Annotated in this window: 24 protein-coding genes; 13 read left to right on the top strand and 11 right to left on the bottom strand. The window is 70.5% G+C overall.

What is annotated here, in order from left to right:
* Positions 1 to 26 precede the first annotated feature (26 nt).
* Positions 27 to 1,469, top strand: coding sequence for an aldehyde dehydrogenase family protein (locus AB0M02_RS27125; RefSeq protein WP_364231456.1), 1,443 nt, complete (start codon positions 27 to 29; stop codon positions 1,467 to 1,469).
* 5 nt (positions 1,470 to 1,474) lie between these two features.
* Here the strand turns inward: AB0M02_RS27125 and AB0M02_RS27120 are convergent, their stop codons facing one another.
* Entirely contained in the window at positions 1,475 to 2,131 is a 657-nt protein-coding gene (locus AB0M02_RS27120) for a GntR family transcriptional regulator (RefSeq protein WP_364231453.1), read from the bottom strand.
* 38 nt (positions 2,132 to 2,169) lie between these two features.
* Here AB0M02_RS27120 and AB0M02_RS27115 point away from each other — a divergent pair, with 38 nt between their 5' ends.
* Both AB0M02_RS27115 and AB0M02_RS27110 read left to right on the top strand, forming a co-directional pair.
* The gene (locus tag AB0M02_RS27115; protein ID WP_364231451.1) at positions 2,170 to 3,183 is read left to right on the top strand and encodes an LLM class F420-dependent oxidoreductase; all 1,014 of its coding nucleotides are present in this window, start codon (positions 2,170 to 2,172) and stop codon (positions 3,181 to 3,183) included.
* Positions 3,180 to 4,031, top strand: a complete 852-nt coding sequence (locus AB0M02_RS27110; protein ID WP_364231449.1) for an oxygenase MpaB family protein — start codon at positions 3,180 to 3,182, stop codon at positions 4,029 to 4,031. The genes AB0M02_RS27115 and AB0M02_RS27110 overlap by 4 nt, the downstream gene beginning before the upstream one ends.
* Here AB0M02_RS27110 and AB0M02_RS27105 read toward each other — a convergent pair.
* From AB0M02_RS27105 to AB0M02_RS27095, 3 genes are read right to left on the bottom strand one after another with little or no spacing between them, the layout of a single operon-like run.
* On the bottom strand, positions 4,015 to 5,046 hold the full coding sequence (locus AB0M02_RS27105) for an NAD(P)-dependent alcohol dehydrogenase (protein ID WP_364231446.1): 1,032 nt from the start codon (positions 5,044 to 5,046) through the stop codon (positions 4,015 to 4,017). The genes AB0M02_RS27110 and AB0M02_RS27105 overlap by 17 nt on opposite strands.
* Positions 5,046 to 5,690, bottom strand: a complete 645-nt coding sequence (locus AB0M02_RS27100; RefSeq protein WP_364231443.1) for a DUF4334 domain-containing protein — start codon at positions 5,688 to 5,690, stop codon at positions 5,046 to 5,048. Before AB0M02_RS27100 ends, AB0M02_RS27105 begins: the two co-directional genes overlap by 1 nt.
* Positions 5,691 to 5,712: 22 nt before the next feature.
* The gene (locus AB0M02_RS27095) at positions 5,713 to 6,315 is read right to left on the bottom strand and encodes a helix-turn-helix domain-containing protein (protein WP_364231440.1); all 603 of its coding nucleotides are present in this window, start codon (positions 6,313 to 6,315) and stop codon (positions 5,713 to 5,715) included.
* 135 nt (positions 6,316 to 6,450) lie between these two features.
* Between AB0M02_RS27095 and AB0M02_RS27090 the strand changes: the two genes are divergently transcribed.
* Positions 6,451 to 7,401 carry a right-handed parallel beta-helix repeat-containing protein gene (locus AB0M02_RS27090; RefSeq protein WP_364231437.1) on the top strand — a complete coding sequence of 317 codons (951 nt, stop codon included), beginning with the start codon at positions 6,451 to 6,453 and terminating at the stop codon, positions 7,399 to 7,401.
* A gap of 226 nt (positions 7,402 to 7,627) precedes the next feature.
* Here AB0M02_RS27090 and AB0M02_RS27085 read toward each other — a convergent pair whose 3' ends face one another.
* Positions 7,628 to 8,506, bottom strand: a complete 879-nt coding sequence (locus AB0M02_RS27085) for a hypothetical protein (RefSeq protein WP_364231435.1) — start codon at positions 8,504 to 8,506, stop codon at positions 7,628 to 7,630.
* Positions 8,503 to 9,525: an SPFH domain-containing protein gene (locus AB0M02_RS27080; RefSeq protein WP_364231432.1), complete on the bottom strand. Its 1,023-nt coding sequence runs from the start codon at positions 9,523 to 9,525 to the stop codon at positions 8,503 to 8,505. Before AB0M02_RS27080 ends, AB0M02_RS27085 begins: the two co-directional genes overlap by 4 nt.
* A 59-nt stretch (positions 9,526 to 9,584) precedes the next feature.
* Between AB0M02_RS27080 and AB0M02_RS27075 the strand changes: the two genes are divergently transcribed.
* Positions 9,585 to 10,250: an NUDIX domain-containing protein gene (locus AB0M02_RS27075; protein WP_364231429.1), complete on the top strand. Its 666-nt coding sequence runs from the start codon at positions 9,585 to 9,587 to the stop codon at positions 10,248 to 10,250.
* Positions 10,251 to 10,353: 103 nt separating this feature from the next.
* Entirely contained in the window at positions 10,354 to 10,935 is a 582-nt protein-coding gene (locus AB0M02_RS27070; RefSeq protein ID WP_364231427.1) for a hypothetical protein, read from the top strand.
* A 10-nt stretch (positions 10,936 to 10,945) separates the two neighbouring features.
* Here the strand turns inward: AB0M02_RS27070 and AB0M02_RS27065 are convergent, their stop codons facing one another.
* Positions 10,946 to 11,293 (bottom strand): DUF488 family protein, encoded by a 348-nt coding sequence (locus tag AB0M02_RS27065; RefSeq protein ID WP_364231424.1) that lies wholly within the window; start codon positions 11,291 to 11,293, stop codon positions 10,946 to 10,948.
* 102 nt (positions 11,294 to 11,395) lie between these two features.
* Between AB0M02_RS27065 and AB0M02_RS27060 the strand changes: the two genes are divergently transcribed.
* Complete coding sequence (locus AB0M02_RS27060; protein ID WP_364231421.1) at positions 11,396 to 12,247, top strand: hypothetical protein; 852 nt, start codon at positions 11,396 to 11,398, stop codon at positions 12,245 to 12,247.
* A gap of 212 nt (positions 12,248 to 12,459) precedes the next feature.
* Here the strand turns inward: AB0M02_RS27060 and AB0M02_RS27055 are convergent, their stop codons facing one another.
* Positions 12,460 to 13,365 (bottom strand): cation diffusion facilitator family transporter, encoded by a 906-nt coding sequence (locus AB0M02_RS27055; protein WP_364231418.1) that lies wholly within the window; start codon positions 13,363 to 13,365, stop codon positions 12,460 to 12,462.
* Positions 13,366 to 13,598: 233 nt separating this feature from the next.
* Between AB0M02_RS27055 and AB0M02_RS27050 the strand changes: the two genes are divergently transcribed.
* From AB0M02_RS27050 to AB0M02_RS27040, 3 genes are all read left to right on the top strand, one after another.
* Positions 13,599 to 15,005 carry an SMI1/KNR4 family protein gene (locus AB0M02_RS27050; protein WP_364231415.1) on the top strand — a complete coding sequence of 469 codons (1,407 nt, stop codon included), beginning with the start codon at positions 13,599 to 13,601 and terminating at the stop codon, positions 15,003 to 15,005.
* 190 nt (positions 15,006 to 15,195) lie between these two features.
* Positions 15,196 to 16,290 carry a phosphotransferase gene (locus tag AB0M02_RS27045; RefSeq protein WP_364231412.1) on the top strand — a complete coding sequence of 365 codons (1,095 nt, stop codon included), beginning with the start codon at positions 15,196 to 15,198 and terminating at the stop codon, positions 16,288 to 16,290.
* Positions 16,291 to 16,359: 69 nt separating this feature from the next.
* Positions 16,360 to 16,554 (top strand): hypothetical protein, encoded by a 195-nt coding sequence (locus tag AB0M02_RS27040; protein ID WP_364231409.1) that lies wholly within the window; start codon positions 16,360 to 16,362, stop codon positions 16,552 to 16,554.
* On the opposite strand, the gene AB0M02_RS27035 is transcribed toward AB0M02_RS27040, so the two are convergent.
* Together AB0M02_RS27035 and AB0M02_RS27030 are read right to left on the bottom strand one after the other, a co-directional pair.
* Positions 16,514 to 18,835, bottom strand: a complete 2,322-nt coding sequence (locus AB0M02_RS27035) for a bifunctional diguanylate cyclase/phosphodiesterase (protein WP_364231407.1) — start codon at positions 18,833 to 18,835, stop codon at positions 16,514 to 16,516. The two genes, AB0M02_RS27040 and AB0M02_RS27035, sit on opposite strands and share 41 nt — an antisense overlap.
* A 39-nt stretch (positions 18,836 to 18,874) precedes the next feature.
* Positions 18,875 to 19,348 carry an SRPBCC family protein gene (locus AB0M02_RS27030; RefSeq protein ID WP_364231404.1) on the bottom strand — a complete coding sequence of 158 codons (474 nt, stop codon included), beginning with the start codon at positions 19,346 to 19,348 and terminating at the stop codon, positions 18,875 to 18,877.
* 50 nt (positions 19,349 to 19,398) lie between these two features.
* On the opposite strand from AB0M02_RS27030, the gene AB0M02_RS27025 reads away from it, so the two are divergent.
* The 3 genes from AB0M02_RS27025 to AB0M02_RS27015 all read left to right on the top strand — a co-directional run bounded on the left by AB0M02_RS27025 (position 19,399) and on the right by AB0M02_RS27015 (position 21,201).
* Positions 19,399 to 20,034 carry a helix-turn-helix domain-containing protein gene (locus AB0M02_RS27025; protein WP_364231401.1) on the top strand — a complete coding sequence of 212 codons (636 nt, stop codon included), beginning with the start codon at positions 19,399 to 19,401 and terminating at the stop codon, positions 20,032 to 20,034.
* 76 nt (positions 20,035 to 20,110) lie between these two features.
* Complete coding sequence (locus tag AB0M02_RS27020; protein ID WP_364231399.1) at positions 20,111 to 20,884, top strand: SDR family NAD(P)-dependent oxidoreductase; 774 nt, start codon at positions 20,111 to 20,113, stop codon at positions 20,882 to 20,884.
* 32 nt (positions 20,885 to 20,916) lie between these two features.
* Positions 20,917 to 21,201, top strand: a complete 285-nt coding sequence (locus tag AB0M02_RS27015; protein ID WP_364231396.1) for a hypothetical protein — start codon at positions 20,917 to 20,919, stop codon at positions 21,199 to 21,201.
* A 141-nt stretch (positions 21,202 to 21,342) separates the two neighbouring features.
* Here the strand turns inward: AB0M02_RS27015 and AB0M02_RS27010 are convergent, their stop codons facing one another.
* Positions 21,343 to 22,185 (bottom strand): DUF4253 domain-containing protein, encoded by an 843-nt coding sequence (locus AB0M02_RS27010; protein WP_364231394.1) that lies wholly within the window; start codon positions 22,183 to 22,185, stop codon positions 21,343 to 21,345.
* Between the last annotated feature and the right edge of the window lie 29 nt (positions 22,186 to 22,214).

Below are 22,214 nucleotides of genomic sequence, written 5' to 3'. Positions count from 1 at the left end.
ATCAAATATCAAATCTGGGAGGCGTGATGAGCCGGCTTCGTTCCCTCTCCCCGGCCACCGACGAGGTGCTGGGGGAATATGAGATCGCGGGTCCCGAGGCCGTCCTGGCGGCCGTCGCGCGTGCGCGCGCGGCCGCGTCGTGGTGGGCGGACCAGCCGCGCAAGGGTCATCTGCTGCGCTGGAAGCGAGAGATCGCCGGGCGCTCGGACGAGCTGGCCGAGCTGATCGCGGCGGAGACCGGGAAACCGCGGGGCGACGCGCTGCTGGAGATCATGCTCGCTGTCGAGCACCTGGACTGGGCGGCGCGTCACGCTGCCAAGATCCTGGGCCGACGGCGGGTGGGCAGCGGCATGCTCGCCGCCGACCAGGGCGCCGCTCTGGAATACCGGCCGCTGGGCGTGGTCGGTGTGATCGGGCCGTGGAACTATCCGGTCTACACGCCGCTCGGCTCCGTCTCCTACGCGCTCGCCGCCGGCAACGCGGTCGTCTTCAAGCCGAGCGAGTTCACGCCGGGCGTCGGTCAGTGGCTCGCGGACGCCTGGTCGGCGGCGGTTCCCTCGCAGCCGGTGCTCCAGGTCGTGCTCGGTGCGGGGGAGACCGGCGCGGCGCTCGCCACCTCCGGCGTGGACAAGGTCGCCTTCACCGGGTCGGCCGCCACCGCGCGCAAGGTCATGGCCGCCTGCGCGCGGACGCTCACCCCGATCGTGGTCGAGGGCGGTGGCAAGGACGCGATGATAGTCGCGGCGGACGCTGATCTGGACGCCGCCGCTCGCGCGGCGGTCTTCGGCGGCTTCGGCAACGCCGGCCAGACCTGCGCGGGGGTCGAGCGCGTTTATTGCGTACGGGGGGTCTACGACGACTTCCTGGCCAGGGTGACCGCCCTGACCAAGGAGGTGACCCGCGACGCCTACGGGCCGATGACCATTCCGACGCAGGCCGAGGTGGTCCGCTCACACATCAAGGACGCGCTCTCCGCCGGCGGCCGGGCGGTGGTCGGCGGCGCCGAGTCGATCCAGGAGCCGTTCGTCTCGCCGGTCGTGCTCGCCGAGGTCCCCGCGGACAGCCGTGCCGTCACCGAGGAGACGTTCGGGCCGGTCCTGGTGGTGAACCCGGTCGGCGACCTGGACGAGGCGGTGCGGCTGGCGAACGCGACCAGCTACGGCCTCGCCGCCTCGATCTTCTCGGCCGATCAGGCTGCGGCGCGCGCGGTGGCCCGGAGGCTGCGCACCGGTGCCGTCTCGATCAACGGGGTGCTCGGCTTCGCGGGCATCCCGGCGCTGCCGTTCGGCGGGGTGGGCGACTCCGGGTTCGGCCGGATCCACGGCGCCGACGGGCTGCGCGAGTTCAGCCGTGCCCAGTCGGTCACGTGGCGCCGGTTCGCCGCGCCGATCGATCTGATGCGGCTCGACCGGAACCCGTCGGCGCTGGAGCGGGCCCGCAAGCTGTTCCGCCTGCGGCATGCCCGCTAGATCCGTCAGTCCCAGATTCCCAGGTCGTCGAGATGCTTCACCAGCAGCTGAGCGCCGTCGGTGAAATGCCGGGTCATCACGTCCCGGGCGGCGGTGGGGTCGTGCGTGCCGAAGGCATCGAGGAGCTTCTCGTGGTCGACGCGGACGTCCTCGCGCCAGCCCGGGTCCGCGGCGTAGAAACGAGCCGGGGTGTACCGGGTGGCCGTGTGCAGGAACCAGCTCAGCTTGCGGGCGCTCGCCACCAGATTGATCTTGCGGTGGAAGAGGTACTCCAGATGCTCGATGTCGGCCATCCGGCGTGCCCGGACGGCCTTCATCAGCAGAAGGTTGTTCATCGTCAGCTCGTCGAGCTGCGCTCCGGTGATCCGCTCGGCGACCCGGGCGGCCAGCTCGCCGGCGATGTTGCCCTGCAGCTGGAAGAGATCGAGGACGTCCTGCTTGGACAGCGGCGCGACCACGTACCCCTTGCGCGGCTCCAACTCGACCATGTCCTCACCGCGCAGGGTGAGCAGCGCTTCCCGCACCGGGGTGATACTGACCCCGAGCTGGGCGGCGACCTCTTCGAGGCGGACCCGGGTGCCGGGGCGCAGCTCGCCGGACATGATCCGGCCGCGCAGCTCTCCGGCGACCTCCTCGGACAGTTGCGGACGATCTCCAGGCACGACTTACGGTATCAAATATCAAATAGGGGGCGAGTGGGATGCGGCTCGGAACCAGTCTGACGTACTCCGGCGATCCGCGGGCGGCGGCGGATCAGGTGGCCGGATGGGAGCGGTACGGGCTGGACGTCGTCTGGGTCGCCGAGGCGTACGGGTTCGACGCCCCGACCGTGATGGGCTACCTGGCCGCGCGCACCGAGCGGGTGGAGATCGGCTCCTCGATCCTCCCGCTGTACTCGCGGACACCCACCCTGCTGGCACAGACCGCTGCGGGCCTCGACGCGGTCTCCGGCGGCCGGGCCATCCTCGGCCTCGGCGCCTCCGGTCCACAGGTGATCGAGGGGTGGCACGGGGTGCCCTACGACCGGCCGCTCGCCCGCACCCGCGAGACGATCGAGATCTGCCGCGCGGTGTGGCGGCGTGAGGTGGTCACCCACGAGGGGATCCACACCCTGCCGCTGCCGGCCGATCAGGGCACCGGCCTCGGCAAACCGCTGAAGATGCTGACCCACCCGGTCCGCGACCGCATCCCGATCCACGTGGCCGCACTCGGCGAGCGCAACGTGCGGATGACCGCGGAGGTGGCCGACGGCTGGCACCCGTTCCTGTTCGTGCCGGAGAAGGCCGCCGACGTGTGGGGCGCGGCGCTGGCCGCCCGGCCCGCGGGGATGGCGCCACTCGACATCGTGGCCGGTGGCGCGCTGGCGATCGGCGAGGACGTGACCGGGCTGCGTGACCTGGCCCGGCCGCTGATCGCCCTCTACGTCGGCGGGATGGGCGCGCGGGGACGCAACTTCTACCACGATCTGGTCTGCCGCTATGGCTACGCCGCCGAGGCTGACAAGATCCAGGAGTTGTACCTGTCCGGGCGCAAGGCGGAGGCGGCCGCCACGGTCCCCGCCGAACTGCTCGAGCGCACCAGCCTCATCGGACCGGAGTCCTATGTGCGGGAGCGGATCGCGGCGTACGCGGAGGCCGGTGTCACGGTGCTCAACGTGACACCCATCGGCGACGACCCCGGCCGGCTGCTCGCCCAGGTCAAGGAGCTGTTATGACCCGACACCTCGACCGCGTCGCCGCGCTCGACCCGGTTCGCGACCACCTGGAGATCTACCAGATCTCGGCCGGGCTGGAGTTCCCGTGGGACTACACGCGGGCGCTGGAGTTCGCGCTCTTCCGGACGTACTGCGTGCCCAGCATCTCGAAGCTGCTCGCGGCCACCGGCGAGTTCCGGGACCGTCCCCAGAAGCGCTACGACGACACCGCGCTGCTGATGGCCGAGGTGGCCGCGCACGGCTACGACTCGCCGCGCGGCAAGGAGGCCCTGCGGGTGATCAACCGGGCGCACGGCCGCTATCCGATCACCAATGAGGACATGCTCTACGTGCTGTCGACGTTCATCTACGACCCGATCGAGTGGATCGACCGGTACGGGTGGCGCCGCCTGCACGCTCATGAGCGGCTCGGCGCGTTCCATTACTACAGCGAGGTGGGCAAGCGGATGGGGATCCGCGAGATCCCCGCGGACTACGAGGCCTTCCGGCAGTTCAAGGAAGCGTACGAGGAGCGCGAGTTCGTCTACTCCGACACCAACCGGGAGATCGGGCGGTACACGGTCGAGCTGTTCGCGGGGTGGTTCCCGGGGTTCCTGCGGCCGGTGGCCCGCCTCGGGGTGCGGTCCATGCTCGACGCGCGGATGCTGACGGCGTTCGGGTTCTCGCCCGCTCCGCGATGGGTCAGCGGGGTGTCCTCGGCCGGGCTGAGGGTCCGGTCGTTCGTTGTGCGGTTGCTGCCGCCGCGCCGGACGTCGGTCCTAGGGGTGTCGAAGCGTAACCGGACATATCCGGGATATCCGGCGGGTTACGAGGTGGCGTCGCTCGGAGCGGTCAACTCGGGAAAGTGAGCACCGCCTTCACCACCCTGCCGGCGGCGGCGTCGTGGGCGGCGTCCTCGATGGCGTCGAAGGGATACTCGGTGATCAGCTTGTCGACGGGCAGACCGAGGTCGATCAGGTGGGGGATGAAGGCGGCGGGTACGGCGTCGCCCTCGATGACGCCGCGGACGGTCAGGCCGCCGGCCATCACGGTCATGATGTCGAGTTCGGCCGTGCCGCCGATGCCGACCAGGGCCAGGGTGCCTTGCCGGTGCAGGCGGTGCAGAGCCCGGGAGATGACGTCCGGGCGGCCGGTCGTGTCGATCGCATAATCGTATTTTTCCGAAATGTCGGGAAAGGCGCCCAGTTCGTCGGCCAGCGCCAGGCGTGCGGTGTTCGGGTCTACGGCGGTGACCACGCACTGGCGGGCGACGGCGGCCATCACGGCGCTCAGGCCCACGCTGCCGGCACCGAAAACGATCAGCGACTGGCCGGGCTCGGGATCGAGCACGTTGAGGACGGTTCCGGCTCCGGTCTGGACACTGCATCCCAGCGGTGCGGCGATGACCGGTGGCAGCGACGCGGGAACCTTCACCGCGTTGCGCTCGGTGGCGATCACGTGGGTGGCGAAGCTCGACTGACCGAAGAAGTTGCCGAACACCGGCTTGCCGTTTGAGGAGAGCGGGCTGCTTCCGTCGGCGCGGGTTCCACTCATGTTGAGCGCGCTGAGTGCGCAGTAGGCCGAGCGCCCGGCCAGGCACGCTCCACACGTGCCGCACGACCAGTAGCTCAAACAGACAGAATCGCCTGCGGCAAGGGTACGGACAGACGGCCCGGTCGCCTCAACAACGCCGGCGCCCTCGTGTCCGAAGACCATCGGCAGCAGCGGATCGCGCCACCGCTTACGCATGATCAGGTCGGTGTGGCAGATCCCGGCCGCGGTGAGGCGCACCAGGATCTCGTCCTCCCGGGGTTCCGCGAGGTCGATATGGCGGATCACGAACGGCCCACCGGTTTCCTCGACGATTGCCGCTCGAATACGCATCAGACGGCGCCGTCCCGGCGAGTCGACTGGTGTGGCGTCGGCTGGTGTTGAGTTGACTGGTGTTGCGTTGACTGGTGTGGCGTCGACTGGTGCTGAGTCGACTTGTCTTGCGTTGACTTGTCTTGCGTTGACTCAAGTCGTGTCAAGTCAACCTGTGTCAACACCTCGTGTGTTGACAGCTCGCGGTTCAGGATGAAGTAGTAGAAGCGGCCCGAGTCTCGGACGCCCTTGCCGTTCATCACGCCGAGCAGAGTCTCCTCGTCCACCCGTTTGAAGTGGTCGAGGACCGGTTTGCCGTCGTAGACCATCGTCGCCGTGACCTCGCCGCGGAACTCCACCATCCACAGGCTCGCGCCGCCGCCGGCCATCTCGCTGTTCACATAGAGCGAGCCGTCCCCGGCCCGGCACACCAGGGGCGCCACCGAGGTCAGCGAGTCGAACCGTTTCCCGTGCCAGCCGATCTTCTCCAGCGTCCCCTCGAAGCGGTGGCCGCTGTCGAACTCGCCGCCCCGCCAGGAACCGAGGATCTCCTCGGGCCGGACCACCGGCAGCGCTGCCCAGAGTTCGTCGAGCTCATCAGGGGAGACCTTGCCTCCCGACCGCCGGATCTCAGCGATGCGCACACGAGCCTCATCGATGTCCACCTGACAAGAATGGCAAAAAGTGTCAGCGGAGGCCAGGGGTCCCGTACGTCACGGCATGTGTCAGGTGCTCCAGTCGGCGCGCCGCCTCGCGCCGGTCGTCCAGTTGCATCGCGATGCCCTTGGCGCCGTAGAAGAGCACGTGTGCGGCATCGTCGAGCGACGTGGCGGCGGCGCCGGCGGCGTGCAGGACGGTCACCAGGGTGTCGATCATGCTGTGTTCGAAGGCGCGCCAGTGGTCGCCGGCGCGGGCGCGGGTCTCGTCGACGAGTTCGGCGGGGAAGCGGGCGCCGTCGCGGGGGAAGTGCATCATCAGCACGACCGACAGCACGGCCGAGAGCCGCGGTGCGACCTCGCCCGGCTTGGATGCCTCACGGGACGCGCGGGCGGCCAGATCCTCGAGGCCCCATTTCACAGCATCTCGAAAAATTTCCTCTTTGTTCCGGTAGTACTGGTACAGCGCTGGCCGCGAAACCTCCGCCGACTCGGCGATCGCCTCCATCGAGGTGCGGCGGTACCCGTACCGGCTGAAACAGCTGATCGCGGCGCGCAGGAACCGATCCCGCCGTACCGCCGTGAGCTCTGGCACGCGACCAACATAGTTGACGCGCGCGATGAACCGGTTCATCAAAGTGATTGACAGGCGTCGATGGGAGGCCTAGCTTCAGGTTCAGGAAAGCGCTTACCTGCAGCAAGAGACCCTCGGGCGATCCCCACGCCCGAGAGTGCGCCGTCCCCCACTCCGTTACGGAGGAATCACCCTATGCGTACGAAGGTTGTCTCCGCGCTGTCCATCAGCGTCCTGGCATTAGGTGGCGCCGTCGCGCTCAACCCGGCGCCGGCATTCGCCGCGGAGTCGAGCCCCGTCGGCTTCGCCAGCATGAACGGCGGCACGCCCGGTGGCTCGTCGAGCACGGTGGTCACCGTCACCTCCGCATCCGCCCTGAAGTCCGCGCTCAGCTCCGGCACCTCGCAGACCGTCCGCGTGTCCGGGCTGATCTCGATCTCCGGCATGTACAGCGTCGCGTCGAACAAGACGGTCATCGGCGTCGGCTCGGGCTCCGGCATCACCGGCGGTGGGCTCAACCTCTCCGGCGTCCGGAACGTCATCCTCCGCAACCTGGTGTTCCGCAACGCGAGCGACGACTCGATCAACGTCCAGGAGGGCACGACCAACGTCTGGATCGACCACAACGACCTGGCCAACGGGTACGACGGTCTGATCGACATCAAGCGCGGCTCGGACTACATCACCGTCTCGTGGAACAAGCTGCACGACCACGACAAGTCGATGCTGCTCGGACACGACGACGGGAACGCCTCCCAGGACAACGGGAAGCTGCGGGTCACGTACAAGCACAACTGGTTCGACGGCACCAACCAGCGGCACCCGCGCGTCCGGTTCGCCAACCCGGTCCACGTGCTGAACAACTACTACAGCAACATCGGCTCCTACGGCGTGGCCTCGACCATGAACGCGGGCGTCTACGTCGAGCGCAACTACTTCGAGAACGTCGCCAACCCGACGGTCACCCAGACCGGCGACTCGGCGGCGGGCAACATCAAGGTCCTGAACAACTACAAGGTCAACTCGGGCACGGAACAGGTCCGCAACGGCGCAAGCGTCGCGGCGATCCCCTACTCCTACACCCCGCAGGCCAACAACACGGTGAAGGCCACGGTCGTGGCCGGCGCCGGAACCGGCAAGATCTAGCGCCCCCCGATAAAGGCAGTGCCCGCCCCAGTCGCCGGGGCGGGCACTGCCACGCTATATCCCGAAAAATCCGGCACCAGGCGCCCGCGCCAGCGCGACGCGGGGCCAGCGCGACGCGGGGCCGCCGTGGTGCGGGGCCAGCGCGACGCGAGGCCGGCGCGACGCGAGGCCGGCGTGGTGCGGTGCCCGCGTGGTGCGGGGCCGGCGTGGCGCGGGAGAAGGACGGTCAGATCAACTGGAGCCGGCGGTCGGCGACGGTCACGGTGATGCGCTGGCCCCACGTCATCTGGAGGGCGTCGGCCTCGACACCGTCGGCGAAGGCGACGAGGCGTTCCGACTCGCTGGTCAGCTCCAGCGACTGTGCGCCGGACAGGACCCCGCCGACCAGGGATGCTCCGGTAGCGGGGGAGGGCCAGGCCTCGCGGACGAACCAGCACACCGCGGGGTCGGCCGGGGCCGGCATCGGGGGCGGGGTGGCGCGGTCGCGGGCGATCGACGCGCACCAGCCGGTGGCGCCCGTTCCGGTACCGACGATCAGGCCGGACGACGACTGCCGCTCCACGGACGACGACACGGACAGGACGTAGCGTGCCGACTGGTGGCCGGCGTCGCCGATGAAGATCTCGTTCAGCCCGTACAGTTGCTGGCCGTCGTCGAGCCTGGCCACCACCATGGTCCGAGCCTCGCCGCTCAGGTCTCCCCGCAGCAGCCCAGCGACGGCCGCGGGCTGGTGGCGGACCAGGACACCGGCGTTCCGGCCCGGTTCCGGGTCGACGCCGATCACCCGCTGACCGTCCAGATATTTCGCGACATTGGCGACGAGGCCGTCCTGGCCGACCACCACGACCACGTCCTCCGGTCCGAACAGGAACCGCGGCAGATCCTCGCGCGACACATGACCCCGCCGCCAGTCCGCCGGGATCGCCGCACCGACCGCGGTCAGGGCCGATGTCAGCGCCGCGTCCCGGGCGGTCACCTCGTCGAGGTCCCGTCCGCGTGACTTCAGGAAGAACGCCGCCGCCCCGCGGGTGCCGTGGCGGGCGAGCAGCGAGGACAGCTCACTGGGCCGCGACACCACGACGGCCCGTGGGGCGAGGCCGCTCATCCCAGCCGCCCGACCAGCTTGCTGAGCAGGTCCGGCGTCACGGTCAGCTCGCCGATCGCCGGGACGTGCGCGGCGAGCTCCTTCAGCGCGAGCGCTTGCAGGACGGCGGGCGGCAGGTCACGGTACGCCGCGAGCCGCGCGCTCTCCGCCTCCGCCTCGGCGAGACCGACGACGCGGGTGCCGGTTGCGCGGGCGTCGTCGCGTACCCTCGCTGCTTCTGCCTCCGCAGCCGCATGCCGCCGCAGTTGCTCGGCCGCCGCGATGCCCGCGATCTCCTCCCGCTCCGCCGCGAGTTGCGCCTCGCGCCGCGCGTTGGCACCGTGCTGCTCGACCAGCTCCTGCTCGCGCCGGGCCAGCTCGATCTTGCTCTGGAGCTCGTTCTCGGCGATCGCGCGCTCCTGCTCGACCGCGTTCGCCCTCCGCGCGTAGGTCGCCCGATCCGCGTCCTGCTGCACCTGCTCGCGGGTCGGCGTCTGCAGCGCCCGCTCCAGATCCGGTTCCGGGCGGATCGCCACGACCCGCGCACTGACCACGGCCACGCCGGTCTCGGTCAGGCGCGGGTCGGCGGCCAGGGCGTCCGCCACCGATTGCCGGATCGGTGCGATGCCCGTGGTCAAGGCCTCGGCGAGGGGGAGGCGGGCCAACAGGTCGAGCGCCGGCTGCTGGGCCAACTCGGCCAGCAGTCCCGCCACCTGGTCGAGCGGCTGACCGCGCCACGCGCCCGTGAACGGGTCGATCGAGAAGTCGAGCCGAGCCGATGCCGCCGCCGGGTCGCTCACCCGGTAGGTCACGGTCGCCTGCACGGTCACGTCCGCGAAGTCCTCGGTGCGGGCGTGGAACAGCAGCGGCAGCTCGCGGTCGTCGACCGGCACCTCGGACAGTGCCGCGGTGAGCGGCCGATACCAGAACGAGAGCCCGGTGCCGGCCCGCTTCTCCCGCCCGCGAACGGTGTGACTGACCCAGCTGGTCGGCGCCGCCCGAAGGTGGCGAAGGTGCAGCCGCCGTGTCACGTCAGCCATGATGATCCCTCCCCTTTTCGTCAGATCGACGATAAAGCCGGGAAGCTATTATCGTCAACATGACGGCAATCACCGTGGATCTTGTGTTGCTGACCATCCGGGAGGGCGCGCTCAAGGTCCTGCTGATCCGTCGCGGCATCCCGCCCCACGAGGGACAGTGGGCACTTCCGGGCGGCTTCGTGCTGCCCGACGAGGACCTCGGCGACGCCGCGCGACGTGAGCTCCGCGAGGAGACCGGTCTCGATCCGCAGGCCGGCCATCTCGAGCAGCTGGCCACCTACGGCGCTCCGGGCCGCGATCCGCGCGATCGCGTGGTCACCGTCGCCTACCTCGCTCTCCTGCCCGATCTCCCCGCGCCCACCGCCGGAAGCGACGCCGCCGGGGCCGAATGGCGTCCCTGCGACCAGTCGGGGTTGGCCTTCGACCACGACCGCATCCTCGCCGACGGGTTGGAGCGGGCGCGGGCGAAGTTGGAGTACACCCCGCTGGCCACGGCCTTCTGCCCACCCGAGTTCACCGTCGCCGACCTGCGCGCCGTCTACGAAACGGTCTGGCAGACCCGCCTGGACCCCCGCAATTTCCACCGCAAGGTCACCTCAGCCGAAGGCTTCGTCGAACCCACCGGCCACACCACCATCCGCGACCGCGGCCGCCCGGCCCAACTCTTCCGCCGCGGTCCGGCTATGCAACTTCAACCACCCTTAATGCGACAAAGGTACGCGTAACCCGCGCTCTGCCGCTCCTAGACTCGCGGCGCTACTGCGGCGCGGGGCCGCAGCGCGCCTGACGCACACGGCGCGGGGTTGCGCGATCGAGGCGGTCGCTTGTTTGCCGGCCTCCCGCCACCCACAGCTGTTCCTGCTCGTGCCCCAGATCGGGCTCGGCGTCCTGGCACTCGCCGTCGCGCGGGACACGGCCGTCGTCGTCGCTCCCGCCGCCGCGGCAGCCGCGCTGGCATCACTCGTAGCGGCCGAGCGCCACATCGGCCGCGAGGCCCTCACCATCGCGGCCCTGATCCTGACCATCCTGGGCATCTTCTTCACCACGCGCGACGACCGGCGCGGCTGGTGGCCCGCGGTCCTGTTCGTCTGGCCGGTGCTGCTGCTCTCCATGGGCCTGCGCTTCACCCCGCGCTACTCGTTCGAGAGCCGCAAGGTCGTCCTGGCCTGGACCGTCCTGACACTGCTCACCGCCGCCGCAGCACTCCTGGCCGCTGTGCACCGCCGCCGCAGCACTCCTGGCCGCTGTGCACCGCCGCCGCAGCACTCCTGGCCGCTGTGCACCGGCAGTCCCGGCGCGCCCAGCACGTTCACCGGCTCGCCTCCGACGCCCCCACCGGTGCCGCCTGAGCCTCTCGCCGGCCCGGCCGCCGCCTGGGCCGCTCGGCGGCCAGGCCGCCGGTTGGGCTGAGCGGATCTGCCTACACGGTCAGATACTCGGCCAGGACCCGGGCGTGGTTGTTCGTCGTGTCGCGGACGCTGAAGAGCAGGGTGACCGTGTGGTGGTCGTCGGCCAGGTGGCGCAGGCGGCTCACCGTGTCCGGGTTGGCGTCCAGCTCGGCGCGGTAGCGGCGGGTGAACTCGGCGAACCTGTCCGGGTGGGCGTGGTACCAGGTGCGCAGCTCGGTGCTCGGCGCGGCGTCCTTGGCCCACAGGTCGAGGGCGGCGCGGCCCTTGGAGACGCCGCGCGGCCAGAGCCGGTCGACGAGCACCCGGAAGCCGTCGGCCGGTTCGGCACCCTCGTGTACCCGTTTGACCTGGATCGTCACTCCCGCATGCTACTGCGGGCGTGAATTCGTGTCATGTTTTCCGTGACATCGGTGGCGCGCATTCTCTGGCATCATTTTGGGAACCGCTGGAACGGAGGATTCTTGACCATCCGCGTGCTGCCGATTCTCGCCGAGAACATTCCCGGCGTGGCGCGTTTCCTGCATCAGCATCTCAACTCCCGGCTCCCGGCGCAGGTCTGGGCGGATTCGCTGGCCGTCCCGTGGCCGGTGCGAGCACCGAATCACGGTTTCATGCTGGTCGTGGACGCTCTGATCGTCGGCGTCTACCTGGCGTTCTACTGCGACCGGGTGATCGCCGGAAAAACCGAGCAATTCTGCAATCTGGGAGGTTGGTGTGTGCTTCCTGAATATCGGCTGCAAAGTGTACGGCTCCTGAAAGCGCTACTCGCCCAAGACGGTTATCACTTCACCGATCTGTCGCCCAGCGGAAACGTCATACCGATCAATAGACGGTTCGATTTCCAGTTCCTCGACTCCGACCTGGTGGCCGTACCCAACCTCCCCTGGCCGTCACCACGCGGCCGGATCACGTCCGACCCGCGCCGCCTCGACCGCCTGCTGACCGGATCCGATCACGACATCTACCGCGACCACCGCCAGACCCTCGCCGCCCACCACGTGCTGATCGAGTCCCGCGGCGAGTCCTGCTACGTGATCTTCCGCCGCGACCGGCCGAAGAACCTGCCACTGTTCGCCTCACTCGTGCACGTCAGCAACCCCGAGGTGTTCCGCCGCCGGTTCCGGCCGTTCACCAGCCACCTGCTGACCCGGCACGGCATACCCGCCACCCTGGTCGAACCACGCGTAGCCGGCTTCCACCCCCGAGCCGCCCTCCCCGTGCACACCGCCCGCCGCCGAATGTTCCGCAGCGACACCCTGCAGCCCCACCAGATCGACTACCTGTACAGCGAACTCGTCTGCGTCCCGTTCTGACAGCCCCCGGCGGCGCCTCCCACGGGGCGCTGATCGCCAGCCGGGCGGTGCACCGGTTGCGTGTGGAGTTCGGGTGCGTAGGTGGGCCGAACTCGACACGCGGGATGGCGGTGCACGGTTGCGTGTGGAGTTCGGGTGCGTGGGTGGGCCGAACTCCACACGCGGGGGGTGCGCGGTTGTGTGTGGAGTTTGGGTGTGTGGGTGGGCCGTACTCAACACGCGGGGTGGGGGTGGGTGTCGGGGTCCACGTGGATGGTGGCGCGGGTCAGGCGGGGCACGTGGGTCAGGCGGTGTTCGGCGTCGGCGGCGATCTCGTGGGCGGCTACCAGGGAGAGGGTGGCGTCGACGACGATGCCGGCCTCGGCGTGCAGGCGGTGGCCGATCCAGCGGAGACGCAGGCCGGAGATGTCGTGGACGCCGGCGACGGCGAGCAGCTCGCGTTCGGCCTGGTCGACGAGTTCGGGGTCGACCCGGTCCATCAGGCGGTGGTAGACCTCGCGTGCGGCGTCCTTGAGCACGAACAGGATCGCCACGGTGATGGCCAGGCCGACAACCGGGTCGGCCCAGGTCCAGCCGGCCAGGGCGCCGCCGGCGGCGAGGACGACGGCCAGGGAGGTGAACCCGTCGGTGCGAGCGTGCAGACCGTCGGCGACCAGTGCGGCAGAGCCGATCCGCCGGCCCACGTGGATCCGGTATCGAGCCACGAGCTCGTTGCCCGCGAAGCCGACCAGTCCGGCGGCGAACACCCATGGCAGGTGCGTCATGGGGCGCGGGTCGAGGAGACGGTCGACGGCCAGCCACGCGGTGGTCACGGCCGAGCCGGCGATCACCGCCACTACGACGACGCCGGCCAGGTCCTCGGCACGGCCGTACCCATAGGTGTAGGCGCGGGTCGCGGCCCGGCGGCCCAGGAGAAAGGCGATGCCCAGGGGTACGGCGGTGAGCGCGTCCGTCACGTTGTGAACCGTGTCGCCGAGCAGCGCGACCGAACCTGAGTACGCCACGATCAGCGCCTGCACCGCGGCCGTCGCGCCCAGTCCCACCAGGGAGATCCACAGTGCGCGCAGGCCGTCGTTCTCCAGGGCTGCGTGGTGATGGTGGTGCCCGTGGCTGTGCATGCCGTCACCATAGGTGAGAACATGCCTCCGCCTCGACGTTGCAGATGCCGCTGACCTGCAGCAACACATCTCCGGCGGTTGCCGCCCCCCGGAGTTCGGCGAGATCTTGGAGAGTTGCGGCTCGAATACGGGCACAACTCTCCAAGATCTTGACGAGTGGGGTGGGGCGACGAGTGGGGTGGGGCGACGAGTGGGGAAGCGGTGGGGGAGGGAGAAGCCTAGAGTGTCCCGCTGTGGAGCGGGGGTGGGCTGGTCGTGGGCCGTGGTTGATCACGGCCACGTCGGGCGACGTCGACTGGCGGGTTGCGGCCGACGTGATCGCGGCGGCGGCTGAGGTGCCGGTTGCTGTGGTCGTGGTGGGTGGTGACGGGCCAGAGCGGGAGCACTTCGCGGCGCTGCTCGAGATCGGTGAGCTGAGCCTGGAGCAGGCTCGGCAGCTCGTGGTCGCGATGGTGCGCGTCTATCCCGTGGTGCTGGTCGGCGGTTCGGCGGGGCTGCTGATGCCGGTCGGGCGTGACGGGTGGAACCTGGCTGATCTCGGTGCTGCCGTGAGGGCGCCGGCGGTGGTCGTGACCGGGCCGGGCCCGGACGCGGTGAACCACACGACCCTCGCCCTGGGTGCGCTGGCCGGGCAGGGGATCTCCGCGTCCGTGGTGACGATCGGCGAGGTGGACGAGACGGCACTGCCGGTGACGCCCGCCGGGCGTATCCCGGCCGACCACGAGGATCTGGCGGAGGCGGCGGAGTGGCTGCACCCGTGGCTCCGCGCAGGTGCCGAGCCGCCACCGCCCGCCGACGGCTCGCGCGGGACGGTCAACGGCAGGAAGGTCGTGCTCGCACTGCTGGCCGTGTTCGCCGTGATGGTCGTGGTGGTGTGCGGGCTGGCGATGCTGGGCGGCCCCGAAATCACGCAACAGCGCATTACAGCCCCCACAACGCATAAATCCGGATATGTCGCTCGGATGCCGACCGGGCCGGCCCCAACCGTGTCAGTGCGGCGGCGAGCGAGCACGGACGAATGCCCGGAGAACCAGCGTGGCACCACGATCACCCGGCCCGACAGGGCGACCACGACCAGGGTGAACGCCGCCTGGAAGCGTATCGAGAAGTGGCTGGCCGAACGCGCGCCGACGAGTTCCCGCGCGCTCGTGGGACCGGCCTCGCAGCCCCGGATCGACAACCTGCAGAGGCAGATGTCGATCTCTTTCCCGCCGGACCTGGTCGCCTCGTTGCGCCGGCACGACGGAGCGAGGTCGAACGGCGCGTTCGACCTGCCGCCGTTCTTCACGCCGCTCTCCGTCGACGACATCCTCGCCGAGTGGCGGGTCACCTGCGGGGTCCAGGCGAACGCGGGGGACTGGGGCAGGGACAGCCCCTGGTGGCACCGGTCGTTCGTCCCGTTCGCCGTCGACGGTGGTGGCGGCAGCATCTTCACCGATCAGCGGCCGGGCGGGCACGGGCGGGTCGGCGAGTTCTACCCGGAGGACGGGACGAGCTTCGAGCGGTGGCCGCGGTCGGTGGCGGAGTTGCTGGAGAAGACCGCCGCGTCACTGGAGTCGGGCCGGCCCTACGAGGGGCGCTACCGGCCGACCGTGGACGACGAGGGCCGCCTCGACTGGGAGATCCTCCGAACCGAGTGACCCGTCTCCGTGTCCCGGCGCCCGCCGGGCGGCCTGGCGCCGCAGTCCCGTCGCGAGTCTAGAAGCGGCAGAGCACGTAGCGCGTACCCATGGAATTTGATTGATAGGGTGAGGGAAGCGCGTTGGGTACGCGTCGCGATCCGCCGGAAGGCTCGAAGCCACCCCGTCACTGACCGTGAGGTGGTTCCGCGTGAAGACGTTGCCCGACAATCCCGACATCAATCACCTTCGCCGCCAGGCGAAAGATCTGCTCGCCGGCCTGCGCGAGACGCACCCGGACGCCACGCTCGCCGAGGCGCAGACGTGCCTGGCCGAGCAGTACGGCTTTGGCGGCTGGGCCGATCTGAAGGCCGAGGTCGACCGCCAGCAGGGGAATGCCGCCGTCGCCGCGCCCGCGCTCGCCCGGCAGATCGCCGACCGCTTCGGCCTCGGCCGGGTCGACGGTGAGATGCGCTCGATGGCGCGCCCGGACGAGATGGGACGCCGCTGGCTGCTGATCACCGACCGTGGGCGATGGACGGCCCGGACCGTCGACGACGTGTACCCGGTCACCGACGGTGAGGAGAACGCCCGTTTCCAGGAGGCCGCCGCCCGCGCCGGGGTGACGCTGCCCGCGCCGGTGCGCAGCCGGGCCGGCCGGGTGACCGAGCTGATCGAGGGGAGCAGCTGGCGGGTGTACGAGTGGGTGCGCAGCGGACCGCCGCTGGTCGCACCGGTCGACGCGGCCGTCACCCGGGAGGCCGGCCGGATCCTGGCCGTCCTGCACAGCCTGAGCTACCCGAGCGAGAGACTGTGCCCGTGGAGCTCGACGGTGCTCTCCGGTCGCACCTGGCCGGAGGCCGCCGAGCTCGCCGCCGAGAAGGGCGCGCCGTGGGCGCCGGAGCTGGCCGCTGCGGTGCCCACGCTGCTGGAGTTGCGGGAGGTCGCGGAGGCACCGGCGGCCGAGCCGGTGATGTGCCACAACAACTTCAACCCGGGCAACGTACGCGTCGCCGGCGGCCGCCTCGTGGTGAGCGGCTGGGAGCACGCCGCCGGCCTGCCGCCCGCGTGGGAGTTGTGCGCCGCGCTGGTCAGCTGGGCCGGGGGGAATCCGCGCGCGCTGGCTGAGGGTTACGGTCCGCTGCCGCCGCTGAGCATCGAGAGTTTCCGGGGTACGGCGACCGCGCTCCAGAACTACGTGGCCGGCCAGATCGAGACCGGCGACGACCGGAGCATTCGGCACCTGCTGACCCATCTGCCGTCACGGCGGACCTACGAGGATCTGCTGGCCGCGATCGGTCAGTAATCGAGAAGCACGGGCTGCCCGGCCGCGCATAACGTGCCGGGCAGCCCGAACTTCTCCAGGAGGAATCCGATGATCCGCAAGTTCCACCGCTGGACCGCCGTCTTCTTCACGATCACCGTGCTGGCCACGATCGTCGCGCTGGCGCAGGAGGACCCGGTCGTGTGGGTGTCCTACGTCCCGCTGCTGCCGCTGGCCCTGCTCTTCCTCACCGGGGCGTACCTGTTCACCCTGCCCTACCTGGTGAAGCGCCGGCGAAGGGCCTGACGAACATCGCCGCGCACTCGTCGGCGGGCAGCGGCCGGGCCATGAAGAAGCCCTGACCGTACCGGTAGCCCATCTGCCGCAGCCGGTCCATCTGCTCCTGGCTCTCGATGCCTTCGGCGACCGCCTTGAGCTGCAGGTGCTCGGTGAGCTGGGCGACCGCCGCGGCGACGGCGAGCCGGCCCCGGTCGGCGCCGTCGGCGATGCCGTCGACGAACGACTTGTCCAGCTTGAGGACGTCGACCGGGAACGCGCGCAGCAGGCTCAGTGACGACTGCCCGGTGCCGAAGTCGTCGAGCGCGAGCCGGATGCCCATGTCGTGCAGGGCCTGCAGCGTGTCGCGGACCTGCCAGCCGTCGACCACCGACGACTCGGTGACCTCGAGGATCACATCGGCCGGCGTCAGCCCGTGCTCGCTGAGGGTGGCCGCGACGAAGTCAACGAAATCGGCCTCGCGCAGCTGGCGGACGGCGACGTTGACGTTGATCGCCTCGATCGCGTCGTCGCCGTGCGCGGCGCGCCACCGGGCGAGCTGGGAGCACGCCTCCCGCAGCACCCACGCGCCGAGCGGCACGATCAGGCCGGAGCGCTCGGCGACCGGGATGAAGTCGCCCGGCGAGACGAAGCCGCGTTCCGGGTGCTGCCAGCGCACCAGAGCCTCGGCGCCACTCATCGTGCCGGTGACCAGGTCGAATACCGGCTGGTAGAGCAGGCGCAGCTGTCCGGCGGCGATGCCGTCGTGCAGTTCGCCGGCCAGCCGCGCGTGGGTGGTCATGTCCTGGCGCATCTGCGGCTCGAACCGGACCCAGGACGCCTTGCCGGCCTCCTTCGCCGCGTACATCGCGATGTCCGCGTTGCGCAGCACCTCGTCGGCGGTCTCGTCGTCGTCGGCGACCGCGATGCCGACGCTGGCGTGCAGCAGCAGCTGCTGGCCGGCCGAGGTGACCGGGCTGCCGACGGCGCGCTGGAAGCGGGTGGCGGCCGCCTCGGCCGAGGCCGGGTCGCCGGTGGGGAGCAGCACGGCGAACTCGTCGCCGCCGAGCCGGGCCGCGATCTCGCCGTCCGCGCACGTCTCCAGCAGGCGCTGGGCGATCTGGCGGAGCAGTTGGTCGGCGGCGGAGGGGCCGATCGTGTCGTTGACCATCTTGAAGTCGTCGATGTCGATCAGCAGGGCGCCGGCGGGCAGTCCCTCGTCGAGGCGGGCGGCGAGGGCGACGCTGAAGCCGGTGCGGTTGCGCAGGCCGGTCAGTGAGTCGCTGAGCGCGAGGTGCTCCAGCTCGGCCTGCTGACGGCGCACGGTGCGCAGCGCCTCGCGGTTCTCGCGCAGGCCGACCAGCTGCCGGGTCACCACGATCGCGGCGATCAGCACGGCGCCGACGATCACCGCGCGGCCGCGCACGTCCAGGTCGCGGGCGGAGACGGTGATCACCAGGGCCGCGGTTCCGGCCACGGCCAGGAAGACGACCGGGTCGGCGACGGACCAGCGGGGCCGGGCTCCGGCGCGTGCGTCACCCTTGCGGGTGAGGACAAGACTTTGACGGTACGCGGCCAAGCTGATCGACAGCCCGCCGAGCGGATAGCCGAGGATCGCCAGCAGCCGGGTGCCCGTCTCGTCCCCACTGAGCAGGATGCCCACCGCGCCCAGGCCGATCAGCGGGGCGCCGGCGAGCAGCGCGAGCGCGGACGGGTCCACGCGTCCGGCCGGGCTCACCGCGGCCTTGCCGAACACGACGAGGGCGAGCAGGCAGACGACGCCGACGATGCCGGAGGTCCACCGGTCGGTGAGCGGAGTGCCGGCCGGCGCCAGATCCACCACGACGTACCCGAAGAACAGGGCACCGGCCACGGCGACCGCGGCGCCGTCGAGCAGCACCCGGCTCCAGTCCGAGCCGGTGCGCCGGCCCAGCGGGGCGTGCCGGAACGTGAGCATCGCCGCGGCCAGGCAGCACACGGTGGGGATGGCCTCGTAGATCGGCATGCCGGGGTCACCGCGCAGCTCGCAGACGAGCGAACTGGCCGAGCTCCAGAGCAGGAAGCCCACGGCGATCGACCACAGCCGCCAGAACTCGCGTACCGGTGTGTCGGAACCGGCCCGCCGGCTGACCCGCCGGCACAGGAAGACGCCGGCGATCAGTGCCAGCGCCCCGGTGCCGAAGCCGGACAGGTGCCCGCCGCGCTCGGTTACGAAGAAGAGGGTCGCGGTACTGACCACGGAGAAGAGCGCGACCAGCACCGCGGTGAGCGCGGCGCGGTCGCGGGCCTGGGGTTTGTCGGCTCCACTCATCGCGACCGCCAGATCGGCGGTTGCGGGCCGGATCTGAGTTCAGACCGCCGCGGCGATCGCGGCGAGGGTGGCTTCCATGTGCGGGCGCATGTCCATGTGGTGCGGCAGGACGCGGCTGATCACCGCGGTCTGGACCCAGGCCGGGACGGGGATCAGGATCTCGTAGGACTCGGTCACCCGGGTGCCTCCGGGCACGGTTTCAAAGGTGTACGCCCACCGCGTCGAGTCCCTGGTCAGGCGCTCCGGCACGGTGCTGAACACGAACCGCTCGCCCGGCTCGGCCACCTCGACCACGCAGGTGCGGGACCAGGCGACCCGGTTCCACCTGTTGCGCCCGCGGAACCGGGCACCCGGCACCGGCCCGGTCGCACCGCCGGTCCAGCGCGCCCCGCGGCACTCCGGGCTCCACTCGCCGTGGCGGGTGACGTCGCTGACCATCCGATACAGCGTCGCGGGATCGGCCGCGATCACCCGGGACACCTCGTGGGTGGTGCGCGCCTCCATCAGTGGCATCGTGTGCTCCCTGCTAGATTTGACTACAGCATCTCTGTATTGGAGACAGTGTGACTGTAGCGAATAGCGGCCGCCAGTACCGGTCGGCATTGCGACAGGACCAGGCCAGGCGTACACGTTCGGCCGTCCTCGACGCCGCGGGCAGGCTCTTCGTCGAGCAGGGCTACGGCGCCACCACGATGAAGGAGATCGCCGCCGGGGCCGGGGTCTCCGTGGAGAGCGTCTATGCCCAGGGCAGCAAGGCGTCCCTGCTGCTGGCCTGCGTGGACCGCTCTCTCGTCGGCGACGACTCCGGGGAGGCGCTGCTCGATCGCGAGCCGCTGCGTGAACTGCTCGCCACCTCGGACCCCGAGCAGTGGCTGCGCGTCATCCGCGACCTCACCGCGACACGGGCGCCGGGCAGCACCGAGATCTTCGAGGCCTTCCGCGGCGCTGCGGCCGTCGACCCGAAGCTGGCGGCCCAGTGGCAGATCTACGCCGGCCGCCGCTACGCGGACGCGGCCCGCCTGGTCGCCGTCCTGGCCCCGCACCTGCGCCCCGGCCTGACCCTGGAACACGCGACCGACGTGTTCTGGGCCCTGGTGAGCCCGTCGATGATGCTGGCACTCTGCCGCGAGCGCGGCTGGACCAGCACGCAGTACGCCGACTGGCTCGCCGACTCGGTCCGCCGCCTGCTGCTGAACTGAGCGCTGCCGCTCGTCGATGGCGGCGATCACTGAACCGGTTGATCTGGCCGTTCGGTCATCCGGCAGGATGGCCGGCATGGCGACGATTCTGGTTACCGGCTCCAGCGACGGCATCGGGCGGCACACGGCGGAGGTCCTGGCGGCGGACGGGCATCAGGTGACGTTGCACGCGCGCAGCGAGCGCCGTGCCGAGCAGGCACGGAAGGCTGTACCGCAGGCGCGCGGTGTGATCGTCGGCGACCTGGCCTCCCTGACGCGGACCCGTGAGCTGGCCGCTCAGGCGATCAAGGCCGGCCCGTTCGACGTGGTGATCCACAACGCCGGCATCGGTGGCGGACAACCCGCCCCGGAGCTCACCGAGGACGGACTGGAGCGGATCTTCCAGGTCAACACGCTGGCCCCGTACCTGTTGACTGCGCTGATGCCGGCACCGGAACGCCTGATCTATCTGACCTCAGGACTGGAGGCGGACGGCCGGGCACGCCTCGACGACCCGCAGTGGCAGACCCGGCAGTGGGACGGTATGCAGGCCTACAGCGACTCCAAGCTGTACGACGTGATGCTCGCCTTCGCGGTGGCCCGGCTCCAGCCTGCAACCCTGAGCAACGCGGTCGACCCGGGCTGGATCCGCACCCGGCTGGGCGGCCCGGACGCCACCGACGACCTGCCGGAGGGCGCGGACACCCAGGTCTGGCTCGCCACCTCGAACGAGCCGGCGGCCACGGTCACCGGCCACTACTTCAAGCGCCGCTCTGCCCTGCCGGCCAACCCGCAGGCGTACGACGAGGCCCTGCAGGAGCAGCTACTGGCATTGTGCGCGGACCTCACCGGCGTCAAGCTGCCGACCTAGTCACGCCGTCTGTTGCCGCTAGGATCATGCTCGTGTTCATCGAGGTCATCGGCCCCCAGCCATTACCGGACGACGTTGATCGTGATGACGTCGAGGATCTCCTTGTAGCAGCGCTGAGGGGAGACGGCGAGGTTACCGGTGCCGGTTCCGGCGGGTCTGGACGTTGGCATCTCGACGTCGAACTGTCGACCGGGATCGAGGAGTCTCAGATCGTTCTCCAGCGACTGGCGGCCGCTCTCGTGGACCACGATCTCGGCTGGATAGTTCTTCGCCCGGAGCTGGAGCGGGTCGGGACCGCGGCCAGCGAACTCGCTTAGCGGCGAGTCCCGGAACGTCCTCAACTGCCGCTGACCGACATCGGCCGATCCCGTCGGGACCCGGATGCGGCACTCCCTGTGCCGGCCGCCGCCATGGAGGCGCGGGCGCAAGGGCCGCCACGGCGGAGTGAGTCGAAGGCGTTACGGGCGGTCGTGGAGGAACAGGGTGTCGGCGTGGGAGAGGAGCACCGCCAGCTCCCACCGGTTGATGTCGAGGCTGCGGGCCATCGTCTTCACCTGGCCGGCCAGCTCCCACGCCTGGACGCCCGGCGCCGGGCGGCGGCCCAGCGTGAACTGCAGCATCGTGTCCCAGCAGGCCACGAGCTTCGCGTCCCACCGCTCGTGCCACTGCCACAGCACGGCGGCGAGCACGTTGTCCATGCCCAGCGTGCCGTGATAGCTCACCCAGGCCGGCGCCAGCCACGGTGAGGCCGTGGGCAGCAGCAGGAGGGACACGTTCTCGGGGGTGAACCAGGACTCGCGCGTCACGACCCGGCCGGCGCCGCGGACCACGCGTTCGACCAGCAGCGGTTCGTCGAGAACCTGCTGATAGACCTCGTAGTTCAGGTCGTCCCGGCTGATGCCCGGAGGCACCCGCAGAGCCGCGAAGTCCACCCCGGACAGCCCGCGGGCGAGATAGGGGGTCTGCTCGGCGGTGACCGGCCACTCGCCCGGCCGGACCGGGCGCCACCAGGGATCCGTCTGGCGGGCGACCCGGTCGAGAAGGAGCAGGTCGTTCTCGTCGGGCGGGGCGGAGCGCCGGCCCCAGAGCGGTTCGTCGGTCCAGCTGGTGACCAGGACCGGCCACCGTCCGGTGCGCTCGACCAGCCCGGCGGCGGCCTGCCACGCGGTGAAGGAGTCGCCCGGGTCGATGCCGGGGACCACGATCGTCCCCTTCGGCCCGGGCTTCAATCGCTTACGGGCCAGGGGCGTACGGCGGAATGCCGAGCGCAGGTCCCAGAGCACCCGCACAGTGTCGCGCAACGGAGCGCGTCGTAGGGGGCACCACAGAG

Source organism: Actinoplanes sp. NPDC051861 (genome assembly GCF_040681145.1).
Taxonomy (GTDB): Bacteria; Actinomycetota; Actinomycetes; order Mycobacteriales; family Micromonosporaceae; genus Actinoplanes.
This window is presented reverse-complemented; position numbering and strand designations above follow the sequence as displayed.